Here is a 23,843-nt window from a genome sequence, read left to right on the forward strand (position 1 = left end):
CAAGCTCCGCTGCATGACCGCTGTTATCGAAACGACCGGCCTGACCAAGACCTACGGTGCCGTGCGCGCCCTGGACGGGCTCAGCCTCTCCATCCCGCGCGGCGGGGTTTACGGCGTGTTGGGGCCGAACGGCGCCGGCAAGTCGACCCTGTTCCGCATCCTGCTGGGCCTGATCCGTCCGACGGAGGGCGAGGTTCGGGTCCTGGGCCAGCATACGGGCGATCCCGCGGTCACGCGCCGCATGGGGTCGATGATCGAGACGCCCCGCTTTCCGCCCTATCTGACCGCGCGCCAGGTGCTGGAATGGCTGGCTCTGGCCCACGGCCAAGAACGGGGCATGAGAAAAGAAGCCGCCATCGACGCCTGGCTGGACCGGGTCGGCCTGACCGAAGCGGCGAACCGCCGGGTGCGCGGCTTCTCTGTCGGCATGTTGCAGCGCCTCGGCGTCGCCGCCGCCCTGATGACCAAGCCGGACCTGGTCATCCTCGATGAACCGACCAGCGGCATGGACCCGCCCGGCATCCAGGAAATGCGCGCCCTGATCCGATCCCTGGCCGACGACGACGGCGTGACCATCATCCTGGCCAGCCACCAGTTGCTCGAGGTCCAGCGCGTCTGCGACCGCGTGGCCATCTTCAATCGCGGAACCCTGGCCGCCGAGGGCAAGGTCAGCGAACTGACCGCGGCCGGCGAGCGTCTGCGCCTGTCGGCCACGCCCCTGGCCCGGATCATGAGCGTGCTGGGCGACAAGGGGACGATCGACGGCGACGCCGTTCTGGCCGCCATTCCCAGGGCCGAGGGCCCCGCCCTGCTGCGCGCCCTGATCGAACAGGGCGTCGACATCGACGAGGCCCGCTGGGTCGGCGCCGATCTGGAAAGCGTCTTCATGGCCGAGACCGGCCCCGCACGCACCGATGCTCAGGTCCGGGAGGCCCACCATGCTGGCTGACGCCGTCCGCTCCGAATTCTATCGCCTGCTTCAGAACCGCACCGCGGTCTTCTTGAGCGTCTTCTTCGTTCCGATCGTGGGACTGGCGATCTCGATCCTCGGCTTCCTCCTGATCAAGTCGAAAGCGGCGCAGATCAGCGGCGGCAACCTGCCTTCCGAGCTGTCGCTGGGCGGCCCGCTGGATCTCGGCGCGGCACTGGCGGGCAACGCCGGCGATCTGGCCAATCCGGCCATCCTCGCCTTTCTGCTGATCGGCGCGGCCACCCTCTATGCCGGAGACTATCGCTGGGAGACCTGGCGGCTGATCAGCGCCCGCAACACCCGTCCCAATCTGCTGCTGGGCAAGGTCGGCGTGGTGAAGTTCCTGGCGCTGGCCGCCATGCTGGTCTTCCTGCTGATCGGCTCCGTGTCCGACGTGGCGAAGGGCCTGATCTTCGACCGCCCCATGACCTTCGGCTTCGGCGCCCAGCAGGCGGCTCAGTTCGGCCTGCTGTTCCTGCTGTCCTTCGTGCGCGTGGTGCAGTTCCTGATGATCAGCCTGTTGGCGGCGACGCTGACGCGGTCGCTGCTGGCGGCCCTGTTCATCCCGCTGGTGGTCGGCGTCGGCCAGTTTTTCCTCGGCGGCCCGTTCGCGCCCATGCTGGGGCTGGAGCCGGGCGACTGGCTGACCCAACTGCTGCTGCCCGGCACGGCGTTCGAGACGCTCAAGGCCCTGATCAAAGGCGGCATGGAAGCCTCCACCCTGCCCGCTGGCGTCATGGTCAAGGCCATCGCCAGCCTGGCCCTGTGGAGCCTCGCCCCCCTAGCCGCCGCCATCGCCTGGTTCAGCCGTCAGGACCTGTCCAAGGAGTAGCGGCTAGAGCGAAATCGCGCAGCGTTTCACCAGCCGATCAAGCTCTAAAGCTGCTTCTCCATCCAGACGTCGGCGCGCGCATAGGGCGTCGGCTGCGGCGGCAGGTTTGTAAAGCCGAACCGATGATAAAGGGCGATTGCGGGCGCCAGGGTCGAACTGGTTTCCAGATAGAGGCGGTGCGCGCCCGCAGCCCGGGCCGCCGCCTCGCAGGCCTCCAGCAGGCGCACCGCCAGCCCGCCGCCCCGCGCCTGCGGCGTCACGGTCATCTTGGTGACCTCATAGCCCCCGTCCGCCATGGCGATCAGGCCGCAGCAGCCCACCGGCACGCCCTCCCGCTCCGCGAAGAAGATATGGCCGCCCTGGCTCAGGATTCGTCCCTCGGGATCATCCAGTGTCAGATGATCCTTGGCCTCCAGCGCGAAGCCGCCCTCCACCAGCCAGTCGGTGTTCAACCGCTTCCAGGCCTCACGATGGGCCGGGGTGAAGGCGACGATACGGTCTTGGGTACTGGTCATAGGGCCTGTATCGCGGCAAGGCCCGCCGCTGGCAACGGATCAGCCGACCGAGCGGGCAGCTAATCGTTGTTCCAGTTCCGCGAGATCGGCGACGAACCAGACATGGTCCCCCGCGTTCGCCTCGCGGACGAAATCCCGCAGGGCTTCGCTGGCCGCCGCGGGGGCCGCGATGTCCCCCACCACAGCCAGCTTCAGGCGATAGTTGACGAACTTCTGCACGACCGCGCCCAGAACGCCCGTCCTCAGACGAAGGAAGTCCTCGGCCAGAAGCGACGTCGGCACCGCCACCCAGTCCGCCTCCAGCCCCCACAGCCGCCCCATCAGGTCCAGCGCGTCGGCCTCGCCTTCCAGGCGCGGACCATCGCTGGCGCAGACGAACACCGGCCAGCCTGCCAGAACCCGGATCGCGTCGTCCATCGCTCGCCCCAAAAGCAAAAGGGCGGCAGGTCCGAAACCCGCCGCCCTCTCTATTCTACTCCGGAAACGGTGAAGCCGATCAGGCTTCGTCGTCGCCTTCGATCGCATAGACCGGACCCGAGTCCAGGCCCTTGGCGGCGGCGTCGCGATCGACGAACTCGATCACGGCCATCGCGGCGTTGTCGCCATGACGGAAGCCGGCCTTCATGATGCGGATATAGCCGCCTTGACGTTCGGCGTAACGCGGGCCGATCGTTTCAAACAGCTTGCCGACTTGCGGCACGTCGCGGACGGCGCTGATGGCCTGACGACGGGCGTGCAGGTCGCCTTTCTTGGCGAGGGTGACCAGCTTCTCGACGAAGGGACGCAGTTCCTTCGCCTTGGGCAGGGTCGTCGTGATCTGCTCGTGCTTGATCAGCGAGGCGGCCATGTTGGCGAACATGGCTTGGCGGTGGCTGACCGTACGGCCGAGCTTGCGGTAAGCGGCGCCGTGGCGCATCGGGGTCTCTCCTACTCAACCCTGGTTTCCGGCCTTTACTAAGGGGCGGGACCTGGGGCCTTGTTCATTCTAACCGCCCCATCCGCGCCCCGAAGGGCGCTGGGCGGAGGGTTGATGATCAGATCTGGTCGTCGAACTTTTTGGCCAGATCTTCGATGTTTTCGGGCGGCCAGTTCGGCACGTCCATGCCGAGCGACAGGCCCATCGTCGCGAGAACTTCCTTGATCTCGTTCAGCGACTTGCGGCCGAAGTTCGGGGTGCGAAGCATTTCGCCCTCGGTCTTCTGGATCAGGTCGCCGATATAGACAATGTTGTCGTTCTTCAGGCAGTTGGCCGAACGGACCGACAGCTCCAGTTCGTCGACCTTCTTGAGCAGGGCCGGGTTGAAGGGCAGGTCGGGCTTGCCGTCCGTCGCCTCAACCGCCTTGGTCGGCTCGTCGAAGGTGATGAAAATCTGCAGCTGGTCTTGCAGGATGCGGGCGGCATAGGCCACCGCGTCAACCGGCGAGACGGCGCCGTTGGTTTCGACTTCTAGGATCAGCTTGTCGTAATCCATCGACTGGCCCTGACGGGTCGGCTCGACGCGATAGGCGACGCGCTTGACCGGCGAGTACAGGGCGTCAACGGCGATCAGGCCGATGGGCGCATCTTCCGGACGGTTCAGTTCGGCGGCGACGTAGCCCTTGCCGTTCTGGACAGTCAGTTCCATGCGCACCGAAGCGCCGTCGTCCAGGGTGCAGATGACGTGGTCGGGGTTCAGAACCTCGATGTCAGCCGGGACTTCGATCTGACCAGCCGTCACGACGCCGGGGCCCGTGGCGCGCAGAGTCATGCGCTTGGGGCCTTCGGCGTGCATGCGCAGCGCCAGTTGCTTGATGTTCAGGACGATGTCGACCACGTCCTCGCGAACGCCTTCCAGCGACGAGAACTCGTGGACCACGCCGTCGATCTGGATGGCCGTGACAGCCGCGCCTTGCAGCGACGACAGCAGCACGCGACGAAGCGCGTTGCCGAGCGTCACACCGAAACCGCGCTCGAGAGGCTCAGCGACCAGACGCGCCTTGCGCAGCGGGTCGGATCCGCCCTCGACTTGCGGCTTCTCGGGACGGATCAGCTCTTGCCAATTTCTTTCGATCATAGAGTCCCTCGAACGGGTTTCGCCGGCTCCGCACCCTCACGTTCAGGGCAGTCGGAACCGGCGGGGAAAGGGGTAGGCGGTTCGCTTAGACGCGGCGGCGCTTGGGCGGACGGCAACCATTGTGCGGCATCGGCGTGACGTCGCGGATGGTCGTGATCGTCAGACCCACGGCCTGCAGAGCGCGAAGCGCCGACTCACGGCCGGAACCCGGACCCGAGACGTTGACTTCCAGCGTCTTCACGCCGTGCTCTTGAGCCTTCTTGCCGGCGTCTTCAGCAGCCATCTGGGCGGCGTAAGGGGTCGACTTACGCGAACCCTTGAAGCCCATGTGACCGGCCGAAGACCAGGAAATCGCGTTCCCCTGGGCGTCCGTGATCGTGATCATGGTGTTGTTGAAAGAGGCGTTCACGTGGGCGACGCCCGACGTGATGTTCTTGCGCTCGCGCTTCTTTACGCGACCCGTTTCCTTGGCCATCGATCAGCCCTCTCTTACTTCTTCTTGCCGGCGATCGGCTTGGCCGGACCCTTGCGGGTACGGGCGTTGGTATGCGTGCGCTGACCGCGGACCGGCAGGCCCTTACGGTGACGCAGGCCGCGGTAGCAGGCCAGGTCCATCAGACGCTTGATGTTCATCGACGTCTCACGGCGCAGGTCGCCTTCGACGGTGTGGTCCTTGTCGATCGTTTCGCGGATCTGCAGGACTTCTGCGTCGGTCAGCTGGTTCACGCGGCGAGCCGGCTCAATGCCGACCTTCGCGGTGATTTCCTTGGCGGCGTGTGCGCCGATGCCATGGATGTACTGAAGCGCGATTTCGACGCGCTTGTTGGTCGGAATGTTGACGCCAGCGATACGGGCCACGAGAATCTCCAGATACGCTTAAACAGACGCGGAAACCGCTCCGGTCAACAGACCAGGAGCGTGTGCGCCCTTCGCGGAAGCGGCTCTTATACAGGGGATTCTATTTGCGTCAATGCCGCCCCCCATCGCCGCTCGCGAGCATCGGCTGCGGAGCAGGAAAGGCGACCGCGATCGTCTGGCGATGACGGCGGTTGAAGCGCCCGACGCCCAAGGGCGGTCTATAGCGGAACTCTTCGGCTTTCCGAAGCGCCGCCGCCCCCACGCCCGCGCCGGACGGATGTTCGTCCTTCACACGGCAATCCTCAAGCCGGTCGCGGCCGACCCGGATATAGCATTGTAGCACGGCGTAGGGACCGGGCAGCGAGGTCAGGGAACTGGCCGAAACATTGGCCGACATGACGGCCCCGCGCGGACCGCTGACAAGAACAGGCCCCGCCCCGCGGCCCGAACCTGCGCCGTCCCCCGTCCCGACTCCCTCGCCCGTCCCGGTTCCTTCGCCGCCCCGCCCCATGCCCGGCTCGATGGTCGGGACGGCGGCGAGGCCGACCTCAAGCGCGGGAAGCGGCGCCTGCACCAGAGGCGCCGACAACTCCGCCGTCTCCGTCGGGGCATCGGGCGGCCTGTGGATTCGCGACGCGGTCGCGGGCGCGCCTCCCCTCGGCTGTGTGTCCGTCCCTTGGGGCGGCGGCGGCTGAAGCCGCATCATCAGAATGTCGAACACCGGCGGCGTAACGGGCTCCAACGGAAAGTCCTGACGGCTCAGGCCGAAGCCGGCGATCAGAACGGCGTGGATCAGGCCTACCCCGACGACCGCGCCCAGGCGTCGCCTGGGGTCCGAACCGTGATGCGTCGCCACGCTCACAAGCGATCTCTCCATCGGCATGAAAATAACACCGGAATACGACGCATCATGCCCAACTGCCGCAGGTGGTCAACGGCCCCCGGGCCCGACGACGCCGCCCCCCGCCTCACGGCCAAAGCACGGCGACGGGAACCTCCTGCCCGTCGACCGGCACGCCGTCGCGCGTGGGCGGCTGAAAACGGAAATAGATCGCAGCCGCCAGGGCGGCGGCGCCAAATCCCATGCCGGGCGGCGCTTCATCCACCACGCGGCAGCCCTCCAGCCGCGTGTCGAGCCGGATGCGGCAAGACAGGACGGCCTGCCCGCCCATTCTCTGACGAAACGCCGCAGGCGGGTGAAGCCGGCGCAACTCCTCCAGGGTCGGTCCGCGCAACAGGCGGAACCGACCGTCTCCGGCGCCCCGCCCTAAGCCCGCCCCGGTTCCTCCCCCCTCACCGGCGCCCTGCCCGCCCTGGCCGGGACCGGGAGCGGGCGACGCAGACGGCGCAGCCCCGACAACCAGCGGCTGTTCCGGCGCCGGGCGCGCAGACGCGGTGATTTCTGGCAGAGGTCGGAGGGGCCTGGGTCGCGCGGGCCGGGTAATCGACGGCGCAGCGGGCGCGCCGCCGCCCATGGTTGGGGTCGGCCTACGCAGCGGAGGCGGCTTGGGGACCGGTTCTGGCCGGATCAGGTCCACGACGATGGGGGGATTGGGCGGAACGAACCGCCGATCCGCCTGAATCTGGCCGAGCAGAAGAAAGAGACCGACATGGGCCAGACCGACGACGCCCGCCGCGCTGAAACGCGCCAGAGTGCGATGGCGCGAGGTCGGTCTGTCGGTCAACAGCGCCTCCTGAATGCGGTCGCCCCGAGCCTAACGCCCGAACGCCGCTTCAGATCAGGCAATTCAGGCCAGAGCGCCGTCGATAGCGCCGGCGACCGTGGCGATATCGCCCATGCCGTCGATCTCGGTCAGCTTGCCCTGCGCCTCATAGTAGGGAAGCAGCGGAGCGGTCTGGCGGTTATACACAGCCAGACGATCCTTGAAGGTCTCGGGATTGTCGTCCGGACGGCCCTGCTCGGCGAAGCGCTTGGCGATCCGATCGGTCAGCGCCTGGTCGTCGACCTTCAGGCGAACGACCCGGTCGATCCGGGCGCCGCGCGTGGCCAGCATCGCGTCCAGGGCTTCCGCCTGGGCCACGTTGCGGGGGAAGCCGTCGAAGATGGCGCCGCCGGCGGCCTCGGCCTCCGCCAGGCGGTCCTCGATCAGGGCGATGACGATCTCGTCGGTGACGAGGTCGCCGCGCGCCAGAACGTCCTTGACCTTGAGGCCCAGCTCCGAGCCTGAGGCGATCGCCGCGCGCAGCATGTCGCCAGTCGAGAGCTGGATCATGCCGCGCCCGTCGACCAGCCGCTTGGCTTGCGTGCCCTTGCCGGCCGCAGGCGGCCCGAACAGGATCAGGTTCATCGTACGGGCTCCCCTACCGGAGTATCAGCGCCGGGCGGGGGCGGAGCCGCCCCGGCCGCGACCACGCAGCTTCGCCTTCTTGATCAGGCCTTCGTACTGGTGCGCCAGCAGTTGGGACTGGATCTGGGCGACAGTGTCCATCGTCACCGACACGACGATCAGGATCGACGTCCCGCCGAAGTACAGGCTGTTGCCCATCTGGCTGACCAGGAACTCCGGCAGCAGGCAGACGGCGGTGATATAGCCGGCGCCGATCACCGTCAGGCGAGTCAGGACATAGTCCAGATACTCGGCCGTGCGCTTGCCCGGACGGATCCCCGGCAGGAAGCCGCCGTACTTGCGCAGGTTCTCGGCCGTGTCCTCGGGGTTGAAGGTGATCGAGGTGTAGAAGAAGCAGAAGAAGACGATCAGGATCGCATACAGGATCATGAACAGCGGCTGGCCGTGCGTCAGCTGCGCCGTCACCAGCGGCAGCCAGCTCATCCACTCGGGCAGATTGGCCTGAGCGGTGAACGTAGCCACCGTCGTCGGCAGCATCAGCAGCGACGAGGCGAAGATGGCCGGGATGACGCCGGCGGTGTTCACCTTCAGCGGCAGGAACGAGCGTTCGCCGCCCGTCATGCGGTTGCCTTCCTGGCGCTTCGGATACTGGATCAGAAGGCGGCGCTGGGCGCGCTCCATGAAGACGATGAAGACGATCACGCCCACGGCCATGATGGCGATGGCCAGCAGGGCGAAGGCCGACATCTGGCCCTGCTGGGCCAGACCGAGCAGACGCGCCACCGTCGACGGCAGAACCGCCACGATGCCGGCGAAGATGATCAGCGAGATGCCGTTGCCGACGCCGCGCGCCGTCACCTGCTCACCCAGCCACATCAGGAACATGGTGCCGCCCGTCAGGGTGGTGACCGTCGAGATGATGAAGAAGATGCCCGGCTGATCGATCAGGCCGCTCTGGGCGTTCAGGCCCGCGGCGATGCCGAAGGACTGGGCCAGGGCCAGGAACACCGTCAGATAGCGGGTGTACTGGTTCAGCTGCTTACGGCCGCTTTCGCCGCCTTCCTTCTTCAGCTTCTCCCAGGGCGGATACACCGCGCCCATCAGCTGCACGATGATCGAGGCCGAGATGTACGGCATCACGTTCAGCGCGAAGACGGCCATCCGCTCGACCGCGCCGCCCGAGAACATGTTGAACATGTCCAGGATGCCGCGCTGGCCCTGAGGGTTCTGGAAGAAGGCCAGGAAGGCCTCGGAATTGATGCCCGGAATCGGAACATAGGTGCCGATCCGATAGACCAGCAGCGCGCCCAGCGTGAACAGCAGGCGTTTGTGCAGCTCGGTCGCTTTCGCGAACGAGCCCATGTTCATATTGGCGGCGAGTTGTTCAGCGGCCGAAGCCATTACGCGGTCCCCACGACTATGCCCGTCGTCAGATAGGCGGAAAGCGGCCGTCTTGCGAGGGCCGCTTTCATGATTTTCGTCATCCCGGTTCGGACGATCCCGGCGAACGCCGCCTCAGCAGCGCCCGCACGGGATGACGACATCGATTTAGGCCTTGGCTGCGGCGCGCTTGGCGCGAGCCGAGACCTTGTTGGCGTCGCCCAGCGGAGCCTTGGGCGCCGGAGCCTTGCCCTTGGCCAAGTTGCGCTTCTCGACGCGAGCGGCGGCCTTGGCTTCAGCGGCGATGCGCTGTTGCTCGACCGAACCGCCAGCAGCTTCGATCGCCTTGACGGCGCCGGCCGAGGCCGACCACACGACCAGGTTCAGCTTGGCCTTCAGCTCGCCTTCGCCCAGCACGCGCACGCCGTCCTTGACGCGGCGGATCACGCCGGCGGCCACCAGGGCGGCGCCGTTGATCTCAGCCTTGGCGTCCAGCTTGCCGGCGTCGATAGCCTCTTGCACGCGCCACAGGTTCACTTCGGCCAGCTTCAGAGCGTTGGCGTTGTTGAAGCCGCGCTTGGGCATACGCATGTACAGCGGCATTTGACCGCCTTCGAAGCCGCCGATGGCGACGCCCGAACGCGACTTCTGACCCTTGACGCCGCGACCGGCGGTCTTGCCCTTGCCCGAACCCGGGCCACGGCCGACGCGCATACGCTTCTTGTGGGCGCCTTCGTTGTCGCGAATTTCGTTCAGTTTCATGTGCCTGATCCTTTCGGGTGCTAGCGCCAGACCGCAAGGCGGCACTGACTCGGCGTTGGAAAAATTGAAGGCCGCTTCTAGGCGGCCTATCGCAGCATCGCAAGATGCTTCTTCAAAAGCGAAACGCCCTCCCCCGCGAACGGGAGAGGGCGAAACAGCTTACTTCTCGACGACTTCGAGCATGTGGGCGACCTTGGCGATCATCCCACGAACCGAAGGGGTGTCTTCCAGCGTCGACTCGCGGCCGATGCGGTTGAGACCCAGGCCCGCCAGGGTGGCGCGCTGATCAGCCTTGCGGCGGATCGGGCTGGCCGTCTGGCGAACCGTGACGGTCGCTTTTTCTTGCTTGGCCATGTCTATCAGCCCTCGACAGCTTCAGGCGCCGATGCGCCATCGTTGCGACGGCCCATCAGGTCGGAGACCTTCTTGCCACGCTTCGAGGCCACCTGACGCGGCGACGATTGGACCTTCAGAGCTTCGAAGGTCGCACGGATCATGTTGTAGGGGTTCGACGAGCCGGTCGACTTGCCCACGACGTCTTGAACGCCGAGGGTTTCGAGGACCGCACGCATCGGACCGCCAGCGATGACGCCGGTCCCGGGAGGGGCGGCGCGCATCATGATCTTGCCAGCGCCCCAACGGCCGTTGCCGTCGTGGTGCAGGGTGCGGTTCTCGCGGAGCGGAACGCGGATCATCGTCTTCTTGGCTTCTTCAGTCGCCTTGCGGATGGCTTCCGGCACTTCACGCGCCTTGCCATGACCGAAGCCGACCCGGCCCTTGCCGTCGCCCACAACCATCAGGGCTGCGAACGAGAAACGACGTCCGCCCTTAACGGTGGCGGCGACGCGGTTGATGTGCACCAGCTTTTCGACGATGTCCGAATCCGGACCGTCAACAGCGGGAGCGTTACGGTCGCGGCGGTCGCGGTTCTGACCACCTTGTCCGCGTTGGGGTTCACGAGCCATGCTTCTCGTCCCTTAGAAGTTCAGGCCGGCTTCACGCGCGGCCTCCGCCAGCGCCTTGACGCGGCCGTGATAGATGTAGCCGCCGCGGTCGAAGACGACGTCGGTGACACCCTTCTCCTTGGCGCGTTCGGCGATCAGCTTGCCAATGGCGGCTGCAGCGGCGACGTCCGAGCCCTTGGAACCCTTGCCGCCTTCCAGCGACGAGGCGGCGGCCACCGTGACGCCCTGGGCGTCGTCGATGATTTGAGCCGAGATGTTCTTGTCCGAACGGAAGACCGACAGACGCAGACGGCCGTTGGAGACGGCCTTGAGGCGACGACGGTTGCGTTCGGCGCGGCGCTTGGCCAGTTGTTGAAGAGAAAGAGCCATGACTTACTTCTTCTTGCCTTCCTTGCGCCGGACCTTTTCGCCCGAATAACGCACGCCCTTGCCCTTGTAGGGCTCCGGCGGACGCAGTTTGCGGATCACGGCGGCGATCTCACCGACGGCCTGCTTGTCAGAGCCCGAGATCTTGATCTCGGTCTGCTTCGGCACGACGAAGGTGATGCCGGCCGGCGGCGCGATGTCGACTTCATGCGAGAAGCCGAGTTGCAGCGACAGCGACTGGCCCTTCAGGGCGGCGCGGTAACCCACGCCGACCAGTTCCAGGGTCTTCTCGAAGCCGTCGGTGACGCCGACGACCATGTTGTCGACGAGGGTGCGCGACAGACCCCACATGGCGCGAGCGCGCGGGGTGTCCAGACGCGGGGTCAGCGACAGACCCTCTTCGCCTTGGGTGACTTCGATTTCTTCGGCCACGGTCCAGGAGCGTTCGCCCTTGGGACCCTTGACCGAGACGGTCTGGCCGTTGAGCGTGACAGTCACGCCCTTCGGCACAGCAATGGTTTTCTTGCCAATACGGGACATATCAGTAGACCCTGCAGAGGACTTCGCCGCCGACGTTAGCGTCGCGGGCGTTGGCGTCAGACATGACGCCCTTCGAAGTCGAAAGGATCGAGATGCCGAGGCCGTTCTTGATCGGCTTCAGATCGTTGATAGCCGAATAGACGCGGCGGCCGGGCTTCGACACGCGGGCGATCTCAGCGATCACCGGCTGGCCGTCGAAGTACTTCAGCTCGATCTCGAACTGCGGGAACTCGCCGGGGTTTTGAACCAGCGAATAGCCGCGGATGTAGCCTTCGTCCTGCAGCACGTCGAGGACGCGCTGGCGCAGACGGGAGGCCGGGGTCAGCACCTTGGAACGCTTGCGGGTCGCCGCGTTCTTGATGCGAGCGATCATGTCGCTCAGGGGATCGTTGATCATCATGTCTGTTCGCTCCCCTTACCAGCTCGACTTCGTCAGGCCGGGGATTTGCCCCAGGTTGCCGAGTTCGCGCATGGCGATACGGCTCATCTTGAGCTTGCGGTAGAAAGCCCGCGGACGACCCGTGACTTCGCAACGGTTGCGAATACGGCTCGGCGCGGAGTTGCGCGGCAGCTCAGCCAGCTTCAGGCGCGCGTCGAAGCGCTCCTCCAGCGGCAGGCTTTCATCGTTGGCGGTCGCCTTGAGGGCAGCCCGCTTCGCGGCATACTTCGCAACCAGGGCCTTGACGGCTTCGTTACGGTTTACGGCGCTTTTCTTAGCCATTGTTCTCTTCCCTTCCCGCTCAGTTCTTCACGAACGGGAACTTGAACTCGGTGAGGAGAGCCTTGGCTTCCGCATCGGTCTTGGCCGTGGTGCAGACGACGATGTCCATGCCCCACATCTGGTCGATCTGGTCGTAGTTGATCTCGGGGAACACGATGTGCTCCTTCAGACCCGTGGCGTAGTTGCCGCGACCGTCGAACGAAGTACCTTTCAGGCCACGGAAATCCTTCACGCGCGGCAGCGCGATCGTGATGAACCGGTCCAGGAACTCGTACATCTGGGCGCCGCGCAGCGTAACCTTGCCGCCGATGACCATGCCTTCACGCAGCTTGAAGCCGGCGATGGAGTTACGAGCCTTGGTCGGCACAGCCTTCTGGCCGGCGATGGCCGTCAGATCCTTGAGGGCCGCGTTGGCCTTCTTGGAGTCAGCGACAGCTTCACCGATACCCATGTTCAGGACGATCTTGTCCAGCTTGGGGATCTGCATCTCGTTGGTGTAACCGAACTGTTCTTTCAGGACGGCGCGGATGCGAGCCTGATATTCGGTCTTGAGACGCGGCGTGTACTTGGTGTCAGCCATTAGATGACGTCTCCCGTGGTCTTGGCGAAGCGAACCTTGGCGTCGCCTTCGACCTTGAAGCCGACGCGGGTCGCCTTGCCGTTGGCGTCGGCGACTGCGACGTTCGACAGGTGAAGCGAAGCTTCCTTGTGCTTGATGCCGCCTTGCGGGTCAGCCTGGCTCGGGCGCGTGTGGCGCTGAACCATGTTGACGCCTTGCACGACGACGCGGTTTTCGGTCGGGAGAACGCGGAGCACCTGGCCGGTGCGGCCCTTGTCCTTGCCGGCCAGGACGACAACGTTGTCGCCCTTCTTGATCTTGGCGGCCATGTTACAGGACCTCCGGAGCCAGCGAGATGATCTTCATGTGGTTCTTGGCGCGCAGTTCGCGAGGAACCGGGCCGAAGATCCGCGTGCCGACCGGCTCGTTCTGCTTGTTGACGATGACGGCGGCCGACTTGTCAAAACGAATGACCGAGCCGTCCTTGCGCTGGATGTCCTTGGCGGTGCGCACGACGATAGCGCGAACAACGTCGCCCTTCTTCACGCGGCCGCGAGGAATAGCTTCCTTCACCGAGGCGACAATAGTGTCGCCCACCGAGGCGTAGCGGCGCTTGGAGCCGCCCAACACCTTGATGCACATGACCCGGCGGGCGCCCGAGTTATCGGCGACCTCCAGGTTAGTTTGCATCTGGATCATAGGATCCGATCCTTCTCTTTTACGAAGCCGAGGCGGGGGAAACGACTTCCCAACGCTTCAGCTTGGACTTGGGGGCGCACTCGACGATGCGTGCGACGTCGCCGACTTTGAGGGCGTTGCCCTCATCGTGAGCGTGGTACTTCTTGGACAGACGGACGATCTTCTTCAGGACCGGGTGCAGCAGAGTGCGCTCGACCTTCACGACGACCGTCTTGTCGCCCTTGTCGGACACGACCACGCCTTCAAGAATACGTTTGGGCATAGGTGTTTCCTTAAACCGCCGCGCGCTTCTCACGCAGAAGCGTGGAGATGCGAGCGATGTCTTTGCGGACTTCACCAACGCGGTGAGTCTTTTCCATCTGGCCGGTAGCGGCCTGGAAGCGCAGGTTGAACTGTTCCTTCTTGAGCTTCAGCAGCTCGTCGGCCAGTTGATCGGGGGTTTGACCCCGGAGATCGGCGATCTTGGTCATGCCGCTTCCTCAAGGTGAGCGATGCCGGCGTCCAGGCGGGTGACCACCTTGGTGCGGACCGGCAGCTTGGCCGCGCCGAGGCGCAGTGCTTCGCGAGCCACATCGTCCGGCACGCCGTCGATTTCGAACAGGATACGGCCCGGGTGGCAACGCGCGGCCCAATGGTCCACGGCGCCCTTGCCCTTACCCATCCGGACTTCGGCCGGCTTGCCCGTGACGGGCAGATCCGGGAAGACCCGGATCCAGACGCGGCCCTGACGCTTCATCTGACGCGTGATCGCGCGGCGAGCCGCCTCGATCTGACGTGCAGTGATGCGTTCCGGTTCCACCGTCTTCAGGCCGTAGGAGCCGAAAGTCAGCGAGAAACCACCCTTGGCAGCGCCATGGATGCGGCCCTTGAAGGCCTTGCGGTACTTGGTCTTTTTCGGTTGCAACATGGCCTATCAGCCCTCACGACCACGGCGCGGACCGCGATCACCGCGGGGGCCGCCACGGCCTTCGTTGGACGACGGACCCGAGGCTTCCAGGGCCCAGCGCTTGTCCTGAGCCATCGGGTCGTGCTCGAGCACTTCACCCTTAAAGACCCAGACCTTCACGCCAATGATGCCGTAGGTCGTCTTGGCTTCATAGAAGCCATAGTCGATGTCGGCGCGCAGGGTATGCAGCGGCACGCGACCTTCGCGGTACCATTCCATACGAGCGATTTCAGCGCCGCCCAGACGACCGGCGACGTTGATCCGAACGCCCTTGGCGCCCAGACGCATCGCCGACTGCATCGAACGCTTCATGGCGCGACGGAAAGCGATCCGGCGTTCCAGTTGTTGCGCGATGTTCTCGGCGATCAGCTGCGCGTCGGTTTCCGGCTTGCGGACTTCGACGATGTTCAGGTGAACTTCGCCTTCAGTGCGGGCCGAGATGTCCTTGCGGAGCTTCTCGATGTCAGCGCCCTTCTTGCCGATCACGACACCCGGACGGGCGGCGTAGATCGTCACGCGGCACTTCTTGTGCGGACGCTCGATGATGATGCGCGAGACGCCGGCAGCGAGCAGGCGCTCCTTCAGCCACGTGCGCAGCTTCAGGTCCTGGTGCAGCAGGCGGGCGTAGTCGGCGCCGCCGGCGAACCAGCGGCTGTCCCACGTGCGGTTCACGCCGAGGCGCAGACCGACCGGATTGATTTTCTGTCCCATCAGGCGGCCTCGCCGGCTTCACGGACCACGATCGTGATCTCGCTGAACGGTTTCAGGATGCGCGACGAGCGACCACGAGCGCGGCTCGCGAAACGCTTCATCACCAGGTTCTTGCCCACGAACGCTTCAGCGACAATCAGATTGTCGATGTCGAGGTTGTGGTTGTTTTCGGCGTTCGAAACGGCCGAATACAGAACCTTGCGGACGTCGGTGGCGATGCGCTTGCGGCTGAATTCAAGCTCGTTCAGCGCCTTCTGAACCGGCAGACCGCGGATCGATGCGGCGACCAGGTTCAGCTTTTGAGGGCTGATGCGAACGTTGACCAGCTTGGCGCGAGCCTCGGTGGCGCCGACGCGGCGGGGGTTGTTGGACTTGGCCATCAGTTACTTCCTTTTGGCCTTCTTGTCCGCCGCGTGACCCGGGAAGCTCCGGGTCGGGGCGAACTCGCCAAACTTCATGCCGACCATGTCTTCGTTGACCATCACCGGCACGTGCTTTTGGCCGTTGTGGACGCCGAAGGTCAGACCGACAAACTGCGGCAGGATGGTGGAACGACGCGACCAGGTCTTGATCACATCCTTGCGGCCCGACGTTTGAACGGCGTCGGCCTTCTTGAGCAGATACCCGTCGACAAACGGGCCTTTCCAGGAGGAGCGGGCCATTCTTAGCGAGCCTTCTTCACGTGGCGAGTACGGATGATGTACTTATCCGTAGCCTTGTTCTTGCGGGTGCGGGTGCCCTTGGTGTCCTTGCCCCACGGCGTAACCGGGGTACGACCACCAGAGGTCCGGCCTTCACCACCACCATGCGGGTGGTCGATCGGGTTCATGGCGACGCCGCGAACGTGCGGACGCCAGCCCATGTGACGAACGCGACCGGCTTTGCCGAGGTTCTGGTTCATGTGGTCGGGGTTCGAAACCGCGCCCACCGTGGCCATGCAGCCGTCCAGAACCATACGCAGTTCGCCCGAGCCGAGACGGATCTGGGCGTAGCCCTGATCGCGGCCGACCAGCTGAGCGTAGGCGCCGGCCGAACGGGCCAGCTGAGCGCCCTTGCCCGGCTTCATTTCGATGTTGTGGATGATCGTACCCACCGGCATCGAACGGAGCGGCATGGCGTTGCCCGGCTTCACGTCGGTCTTTTCGCCCGCGATCACCGTGTCGCCGGCCTTAAGGCGTTGCGGCGCGATGATGTAGGTCTTTTCACCGTCTTCGTAGGTCACGAGAGCGATGAAAGCCGTGCGGTTCGGATCGTATTCCAGACGCTCGACCGTACCGATGGCGTCGAACTTGCGACGCTTGAAGTCGATCTTGCGATACAGGGTCTTGGCGCCGCCGCCGCGGAAGCGGACAGCGATACGACCACCTGCACCACGACCGCCGGACTTCGTCAGGCCTTCGGTCAGCGACTTCTCGGGACGGCCCTTGTGGAGCTCGGACCGGTCGACCAGCACCAGGGCGCGGCGGCCCGGCGACGTCGGATTGTAATGCTTCAGAGCCATCTTCTTAGAGCCCCGTCGTGACGTCGATCGACTGACCATCGGCCAGCGTCACGATCGCTTTCTTGATGTCCACGCGACGGCCCAGGATGCCCCGGAAGCGCTTGGTCTTGCCCTTTTGAACCAGGGTGTTGACCTTGAGGACGTTGACTTTGAACAGGCTTTCGACCGCAGCAGCGATCTCGTCCTTGGTCGCCGTGCCGGCGACGCGGAACACAACCTTGTTCTGCTCCGACAGGATCGTGGCTTTTTCCGTGATGATCGGAGCCAGGATGGTGTCGTAGTGTTTGGCGGTGGGTTGAGCGGCGGCCATTATGCGGCTTCCTTCTCAGCGAAGCGCGCCTCGATCGCCTCAACGGCGGCCTTGGTCAGCACCAGTTTGTCGGCCCGAAGGATGTCATAGACGTTCAGGCCGGCGTTCGGCAGCACGTCGATGTTCGGGATGTTGCGGGCGGCCAGGCCGAAGTTGGTTTCGACTTCCGGACCAGCAATGATCAGAGCCTTGGTCCAACCGAGCTTGCCGAAGGTCTCGCGCAGCGAGGCCGTCTTGGCTTCGGTGATCGAAACGCTGTCGACGACGATCAGATCGCCGGCCTTGACCTTCGAGCTGAGCGCGTGACGCAGAGCCAGGGCGCGGACCTTCTTCGGCAGCGAGTAGCCGTGGTCACGGACAACCGGACCAAAGGCGCGCGAACCGCCGACGAACTGCGGGGCACGGCGCGAACCGTGACGAGCGCCGCCGGTGCCCTTTTGCTTGTACATCTTCTTGCCCGTACGAGAGTTCTCGTTGCGGGTTTGAACCTTGTGCGTACCAGCGCGGCGCTTGGCCAGTTGCCAGTTGACGTAACGAGCCAGCAGGTCGCCGCGGATGTCGGAGATGCCGAAGACGGCTTCCGACAGTTCCACGTCGCCAGCGGCCTTGCCGTCGAGCTTGATGACAGAGAGTTTCATTACGCTTCACCGCCTTCGGTCGCTTCAACGGCCGGCGCTTCAGCCGGGGTCGAGGCGGGTTGAGCAGCCTTCGTCGACTTGACGGCGCCCGGGAAGGGAGCCTCAGCCGGACGAGCCTTCTTAACGGCGTCGCGAACCTTGACGTAGCTGCCGTCGTGACCCGGGACAGCGCCCTTGATCAGGATCAGGCCACGCTCGGCGTCCACGCGGACGACGGTGAGGTTCTGCTGGGTGACGACTTCCTGGCCGTAGTGGCCGGCCATCTTCTTGCCCTTGAAGGTCTTGCCCGGATCCTGACGCTGGCCGGTCGAACCGTGCGAACGGTGAGACACCGACACGCCGTGCGAGGCGCGCAGGCCGCCGAAGTTCCAGCGCTTCATAGCGCCGGCGAAGCCCTTACCGATGGTCTCGCCCTGGATGTCGACCTTTTGACCCGCCAGGAAGTGATCAGCCGAAAGTTCGGCGCCCACGTCCAGCAGACCTTCCGCGTCAACGCGGAATTCAGTCACGTAATGTTTGGGTTCAACCTCGGCTTTGGCGAAAACTTCGCGCTGAGCCTTGTTGGTGTTTTTTGCCTTCTTGGTTCCGGCACCCAGTTGCAGGGCGACGTAGCCGTCCCGCTCTTGAGTGCGCTGACCCACGACCTGACAGCCATCAAGCTGCAGAACCGTGACCGGGATGTGCGCGCCGTCTTCAGCGAAGACGCGCGTCATACCCAGTTTCTTGGCGATCACGCCCGTACGCATGTCGGATCCCGCCTCTTTCTTTCTTAAATCTTGATCTCGACGTCCACACCGGCCGACAGGTCGAGCTTCATGAGCGCGTCCACGGTTTGCGGGGTGGGGTCGATGATGTCGAGCACGCGTTTGTGCGTGCGGATTTCAAACTGCTCACGCGACTTCTTATCGACGTGCGGCGAGCGGTTCACGGTGAACTTTTCGATCAGGGTCGGCAGCGGGATCGGACCACGAACGGTCGCCCCGGTGCGCTTGGCGGTGTTGACGATCTCGCGCGTCGAAAAGTCGAGGACGCGATGATCGAAGGCCTTGAGCCTGATGCGGATGCTTTGATCCATATCGGTTGTTATTCCCAAGCGGTCGGAACCGCGTCCCTGTGAACCATTTCAAAGACCGAAGCCTCGGGCAGAGCCCCAAGGAACGCAAATCCGCAAAAACGATTGGCCCACGCAGAACTCCGCGAAGGCCATAAAATCCCAAGAATGCTGCAAAGAACAGTAACTTAGGTCGTTCCTGCGAACCGCGTCTGCACCCGAAGATGCACAGCCGGTCCAACAAGAGGGGCGCTTATGCCCTCCGATTCCGTTTCCGTCAAGCGCTGAAACCACGGCGCAGCGGGGGTTTGGGACTCCAGGCCGCCACCCGGACGAAGGCGGCGTGCGGGCGCATTATATAGAGGCGATCATCCGTCGCGCTCATGGCCTTCGCTTAACCCTTGCGGCGAAAGCGGGGCCACATGACCGCCCCCGTAAGGCTTGGCCTCATTCTGCCCCGCCCAGCAACACAAACATGTCGCAATGCGTCACACATCGGCAACATCGGCCTCAAACCGCTGAAAGATGACAAGTTCGTTACAGCAAAGCGGCGAATGGGGGCCTATCTCTGCCGTACCGCTGCGGTGCGAACCCGGCGGTACGAAAAAAAGGATAATCATAATGAAAACCGTCTTCCTCGCCTCGGTCGCCGCCGCCACCCTGATCGCCGCTCCCGCCTTCGCTCAAGAAGCCGTCGGCTCGGCCGGCATCGGCTACGTCCACACGGACACCGAAGGCTTCAAGACCGATGGCGCTCAACTGGACGGCGTCGGCGCCTTCCAGGTCGCCCCGGAATGGACCGTGACCGTCAACGGCGCCGTCAACTACGCTGACAGCAAGTTCGGCGACGACACGACGGCCGCTGCTGCTGCTCACCTGACCAAGACCTTCGGTTCGGACCTGCGCGCCGGCGGCTTCGTCGGCGTCACGGACCTCGGCGACGACAACACCTTCACGGTCGGCGCTGAAGTGCAGAAGTACCTGGCCAACGCGACCCTGACGGGCCTGGTGTCCTACACCGACCTGGACGGCGCTGACGCCTGGACCTTCGGCGGCGACGCTGCCTACTACGTCAACCCGTCGCTGCGCCTGAACGCTGGCGTCTCGTACAGCAACATCGACGCCGATCTGGGCGAAGCCGACGTCTGGGCCTACGGCGCCGGCGCCGAGTACCAGTTCGCCAACAGCCCGTTCAGCGTCCACGGCACGTATCAGCGCGTCTCGACCGACTTCGCCAACGTCGATGTCGATTCGGACGTCTTCATGATCGGCGCTCGCTACAACTTCGGCGGCACCCTGCAGTCGCTGGACCGCGCCGGCGCCAACCTGGGCCGCACCCTGGCCGGCCTGCCGGTCATCCGCGGCTTCTAAGCCCTACGGATACCTGCCGACTCCGGTCGGAACGAAGCCCCGGCGGAGCAATCCGCCGGGGCTTTTTCTTGGGGCGGTGCGGTCCGCTGCGGACACGAAAAAGGCCCGGGGGGTTCCACGCTCCCGGGCCTTCTCTCGCAGCAAGGGATCGGATCAGCGTCCGATGCGCACCTCGCCCGAACCCACGATCGAGCGCGACACCGGCCCGGTCACTTCGGCGACGCGCACATCGCCCGAACCGGCGATGGAGGCCTCCAGGCTGATCGCGGTTCCATCGAACCTGACATTGCCCGATCCGGCGATGGCCACCTCCAGCTTCGTGGCGCGACCGCCGCGGATCGTCACGTCGCCCGAGCCGCCGATGGACACGTCAGCCGCGCCGTTCACGGCCGCGACGACGATATTGCCGGAGCCGCCGACATTGGCCTCCAGGTCACCTGTCACGCCCGCAAGGATCGAGCCCGACCCGCCGACCGAGGCCTCCAGCGAACGGGAGGCGCCTGCGCGCACAATGCCGGACCCGCCGAGGCCGATCTCAAGCCGACCATCAACATTGGCCACGGTCCAGGTGCCGCAACCTCCGGAGCCCAGGTCGACGGACCGCGCCCCCCGACCGATCGCTCCATAGACCCCGCTGCCCGCACTGACGTCCACGTCGCGCGGCGTGCGCAGCACGATCAGCGGCGCGTCTTCAAGGCGAATACGGCCCATCCCGTTCACCTCGACCGTCGCGCCCTCGCCGGGCTGGCGCCCGTCGGCTGGGCCGCTGTTGCAGTTGCGGATGCTGTCGTTGCTGATCTGAAACAGACCGCGGCGACGGCCCAGGCCGCCATCGACCCGGACCTTGTTGCCCCGGCGTTCAACGGTGAGTTGCGGCAGGTCCGCCGAACCGCGGGTGATCTCGACGGCGATGTCCGATCGGTCCTCGGGGATGACGATGACGCGGGCCACCGCGTTGCGGATCTCGGCGTCCTGCGCGGCGGCGGGCTGGGCCGCGGCCAGGGCGCTCAGAACGGCGGCCGAGGCGGCGACGTAAACGGCGATCTTCATGACAGTGTCCCTCTCCAGTTGTGCGCTGAAGGTGGTCCCGAGCGGGTCTCAAGTCATTTTAAATCGAGGTCATGAAGTCGTTGTAAGAATGGGCTTCGCGATCAGCCCTGCAACGCGCCGGCCCCGTCGACCGCCCCGACCTCAGGTTCAAAGTCGCGCTCGAAATGCGCGATCCGGCTTTTCAACGCCCCTATGCGGCGCAAGGCCAGCGAGGCCGCCCATCGCGCCGCCAGTTCCCCCTGCCCCATCCGCTCGGTGAAGCGGGGCGAACCGCCCCGGCTGCGCATCACGGCATTGGTATAGAGCGCGCCATTGCGGAAACGCGACGGCCAGGTCTGGAAATCCATCGACAGCGAGACGCAGAACCGCTCCAGATTCTCGACGCGGTGCGGCGCATACAGGGGCCAGGTCAGCGCCTGCCCGGGCTCCAGGTCCATGATCCGCGCATCGTCCTCGAACGCCCGCGTATAGGGCAGTTCCTCGGTCGTCTGGCGCGCCACCACCTGTTCCATGTTGCGCTCCGGCAGATGGGCCTCGTCGCCGGGATAGACGAAAATGCGCTTGCGCCCGCGCAGGTGGAACAGCACCACCCCCGCCGCGTCGAAATGATAGGGCGCCCCCGCCTTGGGCGAGGACAGGATCAGCTGGCCGGCGGTCTTGACCGCCTTCAGCCCCGGATAGGCTCGCTGGATCTGGCGGAACTCGGCCATCGCCGCCGCCCACAGTTCCGGCCAGCCGGTCTCGACGCCGCGAAGATTGACCCACAGCCGCCCCTGCTGGATGGCCTCCAACAGTTGCCCGCCGTCCAGCCGCCCCCGCGCGCCCGTGCGCAGCGAAACCTGCCCCTCGTCGTCGTAGTCGTAGAGGTTGATGTCGAACAGGTCGGCCGGATAGCGGTCCAGCAACGCCGCCAGGGCTTCGTCCTCGGCGAACCCTTGCGCGATCAAACCATGGGGGTGGATCGCCGCCTCGCCGATCGGGCCGGGATAGCGGGTGCCTCGCGGGGACATGAAGTTCTCTGTCCTCATGACGCAACCGCCGCGCGGCCCTTCGCCTTGGACAAGGCCGCCCGGGCGGCCGTCGCCGCGCCCCGCAAGCGGTCGAGGCTGTTCGTCTCGCACGCCTCGATGGCGTTCCAGCGCCGACGTACGCTGGCGCGCAGGCGCGCGCCGCGCTCCGCCCCCGCCAGATTCAGCAGCGACGCGGCAGCCCCTCCCAAGGCCGCCGACAGCCCGGGCCTCAGGATCGTCGCCTCCGCCACGGGCTGAACCGTGTCGCAGAAGTAGCGCTTGTAGGCCTCGCCGCCGAATCCGTAGTCGAAGTCGCGATAGCCGTGCTCCGCGCCCATACGGATGGTCTCCATGCTCAGCATGATGCCGGGCGAGCACCGCGCCAGCGCCGGGACATAGGCCGGGAACCAGAAGTGCAACCGTTGCCCGGCGTGCAGCGAATACTCCATGGCGCACACTCGTCCCCCGGCGGTCAGGACCGCGATTGAGGCGCCGAAATCATCGCCATCCGTCGCCATCAGCGCGTGCAGCAGATCCCGTGTCCAGCCGCAGGCGAAGATGTCGTGCCGCCCCGTCCGCCGATACTGCTCGCGCTTCAGGGCGATCAGGTCGTCGAGCAGAGCCCCGTCGCGCAGACCGATCCGCGCCTCGACGGGCCCAAACTCGGTCGCCATGCTGCGCCGGGCGCGCTCCTTGTCCTTGAAGTATTTGCCGAAGGCCTGGCGGCGGGCGGCGTACCAGGCGTCATAGCCGCCGTCCTCCGGGATGGTGGTTCGGAAGCTTTCGGACATCAGCGCCCCCGGCGCCGGCCCCACCCAGCCGTTGACGCTGAAGCGGGCCCCATCGAGCAGTCCGGCGACCTCGCCCAGGGTCGGGCGCGCGTCGCGCGGACCGATGACCCCATGATAGTCATTCATGGGCGCGCCGATCGGCTGGACTGCGCCGCCCCTCCGCTGATGTGGGAAATAGCCGACCACCTCGCCGTGCCGACGGAAGAGCGCCAGGGCCGCCCCCGGGCTGACCCGCCCCGCGATCTCGGCGAACTCCACGCGGAAATAGGGACTGGCCAAGTCGGGATCCGCGGCGGCCCAGGCGTTCCACTGCGCACGCTCCTGGAGCGTCAGGCTAGCGAGATCGCGAATATCAACAGTCAGTGCGCCGGACATAACTCCCCCTTTGCGCGAAACGGCGAGCAAATTCCATTCCGCTTGGCCGTTCTGGATCAGGCCCATTTCGACACGGTTTGGTGCCTCGGTGAACGACCCGTGGAGCACTGCTGGCCTACGGGCGTTGCCCTGTCTCAACAAGGGAACCGCCATGCCTGACCCCCGCCCGAACAATCGCGAAACCGAAAACGAGAACCAGAAGCCGGATCGCCCCGAACAGCCGCCTCGACCGGCCACCGAGCCCGACGGCGCCAAGGGCTCCAGCAACTCCGGCGAGACCGATACCGATCCGGCGACCGGCCTCCCGAATCCCTGACCGCGCATTTCAGGCCGCCGAAGACCTGCAAGCAGAAACGGCCCCCGGATTTCTCCGAGGGCCGCTCTGTTACGCTTGCTCTATGCTGGGCCTCTCGCGCTTGCGCGCTGCTTGAGGCCAGCACTGTTCGGGTCCGAAGACCCGGATCAATCGCTTAGGCGATGATCTTGGACACCACGCCGGCGCCGACGGTGCGGCCGCCTTCACGGATGGCGAAGCGCAGCTTCTCTTCCATCGCGATCG

39 protein-coding genes are annotated in these 23,843 nt (G+C 65.4%); 4 read left to right on the forward strand and 35 right to left on the reverse strand.

The window, feature by feature from the left end; genetic code table 11:
- Nucleotides 1-13: 13 nt before the first annotated feature.
- Nucleotides 14-949, forward strand: a complete 936-nt coding sequence (locus AB4Y68_RS12235; RefSeq protein WP_441456036.1) for an ABC transporter ATP-binding protein — start codon at nucleotides 14-16, stop codon at nucleotides 947-949.
- On the forward strand, nucleotides 939-1,802 hold the full coding sequence (locus AB4Y68_RS12240) for an ABC transporter permease subunit (RefSeq protein WP_441456037.1): 864 nt from the start codon (nucleotides 939-941) through the stop codon (nucleotides 1,800-1,802). The genes AB4Y68_RS12235 and AB4Y68_RS12240 overlap by 11 nt, the downstream gene beginning before the upstream one ends.
- A gap of 44 nt (nucleotides 1,803-1,846) precedes the next feature.
- Here AB4Y68_RS12240 and AB4Y68_RS12245 read toward each other — a convergent pair whose 3' ends face one another.
- The 31 genes from AB4Y68_RS12245 to rpsJ form a co-directional block, all read right to left on the reverse strand.
- Nucleotides 1,847-2,317, reverse strand: a complete 471-nt coding sequence (locus AB4Y68_RS12245) for a GNAT family N-acetyltransferase (protein ID WP_441456038.1) — start codon at nucleotides 2,315-2,317, stop codon at nucleotides 1,847-1,849.
- A gap of 39 nt (nucleotides 2,318-2,356) precedes the next feature.
- Nucleotides 2,357-2,734 carry a DUF4180 domain-containing protein gene (locus tag AB4Y68_RS12250; RefSeq protein ID WP_441456039.1) on the reverse strand — a complete coding sequence of 126 codons (378 nt, stop codon included), beginning with the start codon at nucleotides 2,732-2,734 and terminating at the stop codon, nucleotides 2,357-2,359.
- Between the two features lie 79 nt (nucleotides 2,735-2,813).
- Complete coding sequence (gene rplQ / locus AB4Y68_RS12255; protein WP_441456040.1) at nucleotides 2,814-3,233, reverse strand: 50S ribosomal protein L17; 420 nt, start codon at nucleotides 3,231-3,233, stop codon at nucleotides 2,814-2,816.
- A 118-nt stretch (nucleotides 3,234-3,351) separates the two neighbouring features.
- Nucleotides 3,352-4,371: a DNA-directed RNA polymerase subunit alpha gene (locus tag AB4Y68_RS12260; RefSeq protein ID WP_441456041.1), complete on the reverse strand. Its 1,020-nt coding sequence runs from the start codon at nucleotides 4,369-4,371 to the stop codon at nucleotides 3,352-3,354.
- 85 nt (nucleotides 4,372-4,456) lie between these two features.
- The gene (gene rpsK, locus AB4Y68_RS12265; RefSeq protein ID WP_441456042.1) at nucleotides 4,457-4,846 is read right to left on the reverse strand and encodes a 30S ribosomal protein S11; all 390 of its coding nucleotides are present in this window, start codon (nucleotides 4,844-4,846) and stop codon (nucleotides 4,457-4,459) included.
- A gap of 14 nt (nucleotides 4,847-4,860) precedes the next feature.
- Nucleotides 4,861-5,229 carry a 30S ribosomal protein S13 gene (rpsM, locus tag AB4Y68_RS12270; protein ID WP_114816471.1) on the reverse strand — a complete coding sequence of 123 codons (369 nt, stop codon included), beginning with the start codon at nucleotides 5,227-5,229 and terminating at the stop codon, nucleotides 4,861-4,863.
- Nucleotides 5,230-5,338: 109 nt separating this feature from the next.
- On the reverse strand, nucleotides 5,339-6,085 hold the full coding sequence (locus AB4Y68_RS12275; protein ID WP_441456043.1) for a hypothetical protein: 747 nt from the start codon (nucleotides 6,083-6,085) through the stop codon (nucleotides 5,339-5,341).
- 112 nt (nucleotides 6,086-6,197) lie between these two features.
- Nucleotides 6,198-6,914, reverse strand: a complete 717-nt coding sequence (locus AB4Y68_RS12280; RefSeq protein WP_441456044.1) for a TonB family protein — start codon at nucleotides 6,912-6,914, stop codon at nucleotides 6,198-6,200.
- Between the two features lie 63 nt (nucleotides 6,915-6,977).
- Entirely contained in the window at nucleotides 6,978-7,538 is a 561-nt protein-coding gene (locus AB4Y68_RS12285; RefSeq protein WP_441456045.1) for an adenylate kinase, read from the reverse strand.
- A gap of 24 nt (nucleotides 7,539-7,562) precedes the next feature.
- A complete protein-coding gene (secY, locus tag AB4Y68_RS12290) occupies nucleotides 7,563-8,939 on the reverse strand; it encodes a preprotein translocase subunit SecY (protein WP_441456046.1) in 1,377 nt (458 codons plus the stop codon).
- 147 nt (nucleotides 8,940-9,086) lie between these two features.
- Complete coding sequence (rplO, locus tag AB4Y68_RS12295; RefSeq protein WP_441456047.1) at nucleotides 9,087-9,680, reverse strand: 50S ribosomal protein L15; 594 nt, start codon at nucleotides 9,678-9,680, stop codon at nucleotides 9,087-9,089.
- 159 nt (nucleotides 9,681-9,839) lie between these two features.
- A complete protein-coding gene (rpmD, locus tag AB4Y68_RS12300; RefSeq protein WP_441456048.1) occupies nucleotides 9,840-10,034 on the reverse strand; it encodes a 50S ribosomal protein L30 in 195 nt (64 codons plus the stop codon).
- Nucleotides 10,035-10,039: 5 nt separating this feature from the next.
- Nucleotides 10,040-10,645, reverse strand: a complete 606-nt coding sequence (gene rpsE, locus AB4Y68_RS12305) for a 30S ribosomal protein S5 (protein WP_441456049.1) — start codon at nucleotides 10,643-10,645, stop codon at nucleotides 10,040-10,042.
- Nucleotides 10,646-10,657: 12 nt separating this feature from the next.
- Nucleotides 10,658-11,014, reverse strand: a complete 357-nt coding sequence (gene rplR, locus AB4Y68_RS12310) for a 50S ribosomal protein L18 (protein ID WP_441456050.1) — start codon at nucleotides 11,012-11,014, stop codon at nucleotides 10,658-10,660.
- 3 nt (nucleotides 11,015-11,017) lie between these two features.
- Nucleotides 11,018-11,551, reverse strand: coding sequence for a 50S ribosomal protein L6 (gene rplF, locus AB4Y68_RS12315; RefSeq protein WP_441456051.1), 534 nt, complete (start codon nucleotides 11,549-11,551; stop codon nucleotides 11,018-11,020).
- A gap of 1 nt (nucleotide 11,552) precedes the next feature.
- Nucleotides 11,553-11,951 carry a 30S ribosomal protein S8 gene (rpsH, locus tag AB4Y68_RS12320; RefSeq protein ID WP_114818612.1) on the reverse strand — a complete coding sequence of 133 codons (399 nt, stop codon included), beginning with the start codon at nucleotides 11,949-11,951 and terminating at the stop codon, nucleotides 11,553-11,555.
- 15 nt (nucleotides 11,952-11,966) lie between these two features.
- A complete protein-coding gene (gene rpsN / locus AB4Y68_RS12325) occupies nucleotides 11,967-12,272 on the reverse strand; it encodes a 30S ribosomal protein S14 (RefSeq protein ID WP_105563643.1) in 306 nt (101 codons plus the stop codon).
- A 19-nt stretch (nucleotides 12,273-12,291) separates the two neighbouring features.
- Nucleotides 12,292-12,852, reverse strand: coding sequence for a 50S ribosomal protein L5 (gene rplE / locus AB4Y68_RS12330; protein ID WP_441456052.1), 561 nt, complete (start codon nucleotides 12,850-12,852; stop codon nucleotides 12,292-12,294).
- On the reverse strand, nucleotides 12,852-13,160 hold the full coding sequence (gene rplX / locus AB4Y68_RS12335; RefSeq protein WP_441456053.1) for a 50S ribosomal protein L24: 309 nt from the start codon (nucleotides 13,158-13,160) through the stop codon (nucleotides 12,852-12,854). Before rplX ends, rplE begins: the two co-directional genes overlap by 1 nt.
- A gap of 1 nt (nucleotide 13,161) precedes the next feature.
- Nucleotides 13,162-13,530: a 50S ribosomal protein L14 gene (gene rplN, locus AB4Y68_RS12340; protein WP_021698481.1), complete on the reverse strand. Its 369-nt coding sequence runs from the start codon at nucleotides 13,528-13,530 to the stop codon at nucleotides 13,162-13,164.
- Between the two features lie 19 nt (nucleotides 13,531-13,549).
- Nucleotides 13,550-13,792, reverse strand: coding sequence for a 30S ribosomal protein S17 (rpsQ, locus tag AB4Y68_RS12345; protein WP_105563640.1), 243 nt, complete (start codon nucleotides 13,790-13,792; stop codon nucleotides 13,550-13,552).
- 10 nt (nucleotides 13,793-13,802) lie between these two features.
- Nucleotides 13,803-14,000 (reverse strand): 50S ribosomal protein L29, encoded by a 198-nt coding sequence (rpmC, locus tag AB4Y68_RS12350; protein ID WP_105563639.1) that lies wholly within the window; start codon nucleotides 13,998-14,000, stop codon nucleotides 13,803-13,805.
- Complete coding sequence (gene rplP, locus AB4Y68_RS12355; protein ID WP_441456054.1) at nucleotides 13,997-14,437, reverse strand: 50S ribosomal protein L16; 441 nt, start codon at nucleotides 14,435-14,437, stop codon at nucleotides 13,997-13,999. The genes rpmC and rplP overlap by 4 nt, the downstream gene beginning before the upstream one ends.
- 6 nt (nucleotides 14,438-14,443) lie before the next feature.
- The gene (rpsC, locus tag AB4Y68_RS12360; RefSeq protein WP_114818615.1) at nucleotides 14,444-15,187 is read right to left on the reverse strand and encodes a 30S ribosomal protein S3; all 744 of its coding nucleotides are present in this window, start codon (nucleotides 15,185-15,187) and stop codon (nucleotides 14,444-14,446) included.
- Nucleotides 15,187-15,567 carry a 50S ribosomal protein L22 gene (gene rplV / locus AB4Y68_RS12365; RefSeq protein ID WP_409020433.1) on the reverse strand — a complete coding sequence of 127 codons (381 nt, stop codon included), beginning with the start codon at nucleotides 15,565-15,567 and terminating at the stop codon, nucleotides 15,187-15,189. The genes rpsC and rplV overlap by 1 nt, the downstream gene beginning before the upstream one ends.
- A 3-nt stretch (nucleotides 15,568-15,570) precedes the next feature.
- Complete coding sequence (rpsS, locus tag AB4Y68_RS12370; RefSeq protein ID WP_105563635.1) at nucleotides 15,571-15,849, reverse strand: 30S ribosomal protein S19; 279 nt, start codon at nucleotides 15,847-15,849, stop codon at nucleotides 15,571-15,573.
- Nucleotides 15,850-15,851: 2 nt separating this feature from the next.
- On the reverse strand, nucleotides 15,852-16,688 hold the full coding sequence (gene rplB, locus AB4Y68_RS12375; RefSeq protein WP_441456055.1) for a 50S ribosomal protein L2: 837 nt from the start codon (nucleotides 16,686-16,688) through the stop codon (nucleotides 15,852-15,854).
- 4 nt (nucleotides 16,689-16,692) lie between these two features.
- Nucleotides 16,693-16,998 (reverse strand): 50S ribosomal protein L23, encoded by a 306-nt coding sequence (locus AB4Y68_RS12380; RefSeq protein ID WP_105563633.1) that lies wholly within the window; start codon nucleotides 16,996-16,998, stop codon nucleotides 16,693-16,695.
- Nucleotides 16,998-17,636, reverse strand: coding sequence for a 50S ribosomal protein L4 (rplD, locus tag AB4Y68_RS12385; protein ID WP_441456056.1), 639 nt, complete (start codon nucleotides 17,634-17,636; stop codon nucleotides 16,998-17,000). The genes AB4Y68_RS12380 and rplD overlap by 1 nt, the downstream gene beginning before the upstream one ends.
- A complete protein-coding gene (rplC, locus tag AB4Y68_RS12390) occupies nucleotides 17,636-18,382 on the reverse strand; it encodes a 50S ribosomal protein L3 (RefSeq protein ID WP_441456057.1) in 747 nt (248 codons plus the stop codon). The genes rplD and rplC overlap by 1 nt, the downstream gene beginning before the upstream one ends.
- A 23-nt stretch (nucleotides 18,383-18,405) precedes the next feature.
- Nucleotides 18,406-18,711 carry a 30S ribosomal protein S10 gene (gene rpsJ / locus AB4Y68_RS12395; protein WP_105563630.1) on the reverse strand — a complete coding sequence of 102 codons (306 nt, stop codon included), beginning with the start codon at nucleotides 18,709-18,711 and terminating at the stop codon, nucleotides 18,406-18,408.
- A gap of 597 nt (nucleotides 18,712-19,308) precedes the next feature.
- Between rpsJ and AB4Y68_RS12400 the strand changes: the two genes are divergently transcribed.
- Entirely contained in the window at nucleotides 19,309-20,058 is a 750-nt protein-coding gene (locus AB4Y68_RS12400) for a porin (protein ID WP_441456058.1), read from the forward strand.
- 153 nt (nucleotides 20,059-20,211) lie between these two features.
- On the opposite strand, the gene AB4Y68_RS12405 is transcribed toward AB4Y68_RS12400, so the two are convergent.
- From AB4Y68_RS12405 to AB4Y68_RS12415, 3 genes are all read right to left on the reverse strand, one after another.
- A complete protein-coding gene (locus AB4Y68_RS12405; RefSeq protein WP_441456059.1) occupies nucleotides 20,212-21,108 on the reverse strand; it encodes a GIN domain-containing protein in 897 nt (298 codons plus the stop codon).
- A 101-nt stretch (nucleotides 21,109-21,209) separates the two neighbouring features.
- Nucleotides 21,210-22,118, reverse strand: coding sequence for a transcriptional regulator (locus AB4Y68_RS12410; RefSeq protein WP_441456060.1), 909 nt, complete (start codon nucleotides 22,116-22,118; stop codon nucleotides 21,210-21,212).
- A 14-nt stretch (nucleotides 22,119-22,132) separates the two neighbouring features.
- A complete protein-coding gene (locus AB4Y68_RS12415; protein WP_441456061.1) occupies nucleotides 22,133-23,284 on the reverse strand; it encodes a GNAT family N-acetyltransferase in 1,152 nt (383 codons plus the stop codon).
- Nucleotides 23,285-23,435: 151 nt separating this feature from the next.
- Here AB4Y68_RS12415 and AB4Y68_RS12420 point away from each other — a divergent pair, with 151 nt between their 5' ends.
- Nucleotides 23,436-23,600 carry a hypothetical protein gene (locus tag AB4Y68_RS12420; protein ID WP_441456062.1) on the forward strand — a complete coding sequence of 55 codons (165 nt, stop codon included), beginning with the start codon at nucleotides 23,436-23,438 and terminating at the stop codon, nucleotides 23,598-23,600.
- A 154-nt stretch (nucleotides 23,601-23,754) separates the two neighbouring features.
- Here AB4Y68_RS12420 and AB4Y68_RS12425 read toward each other — a convergent pair.
- Nucleotides 23,755-23,843: hypothetical protein (locus AB4Y68_RS12425; RefSeq protein ID WP_233832711.1), on the reverse strand; the 89-nt coding region annotated here is incomplete at its 5' end.

Source organism: Brevundimonas sp. 2YAF1 (assembly GCF_052114745.1).
Classification (GTDB): Bacteria; Pseudomonadota; Alphaproteobacteria; order Caulobacterales; family Caulobacteraceae; genus Brevundimonas.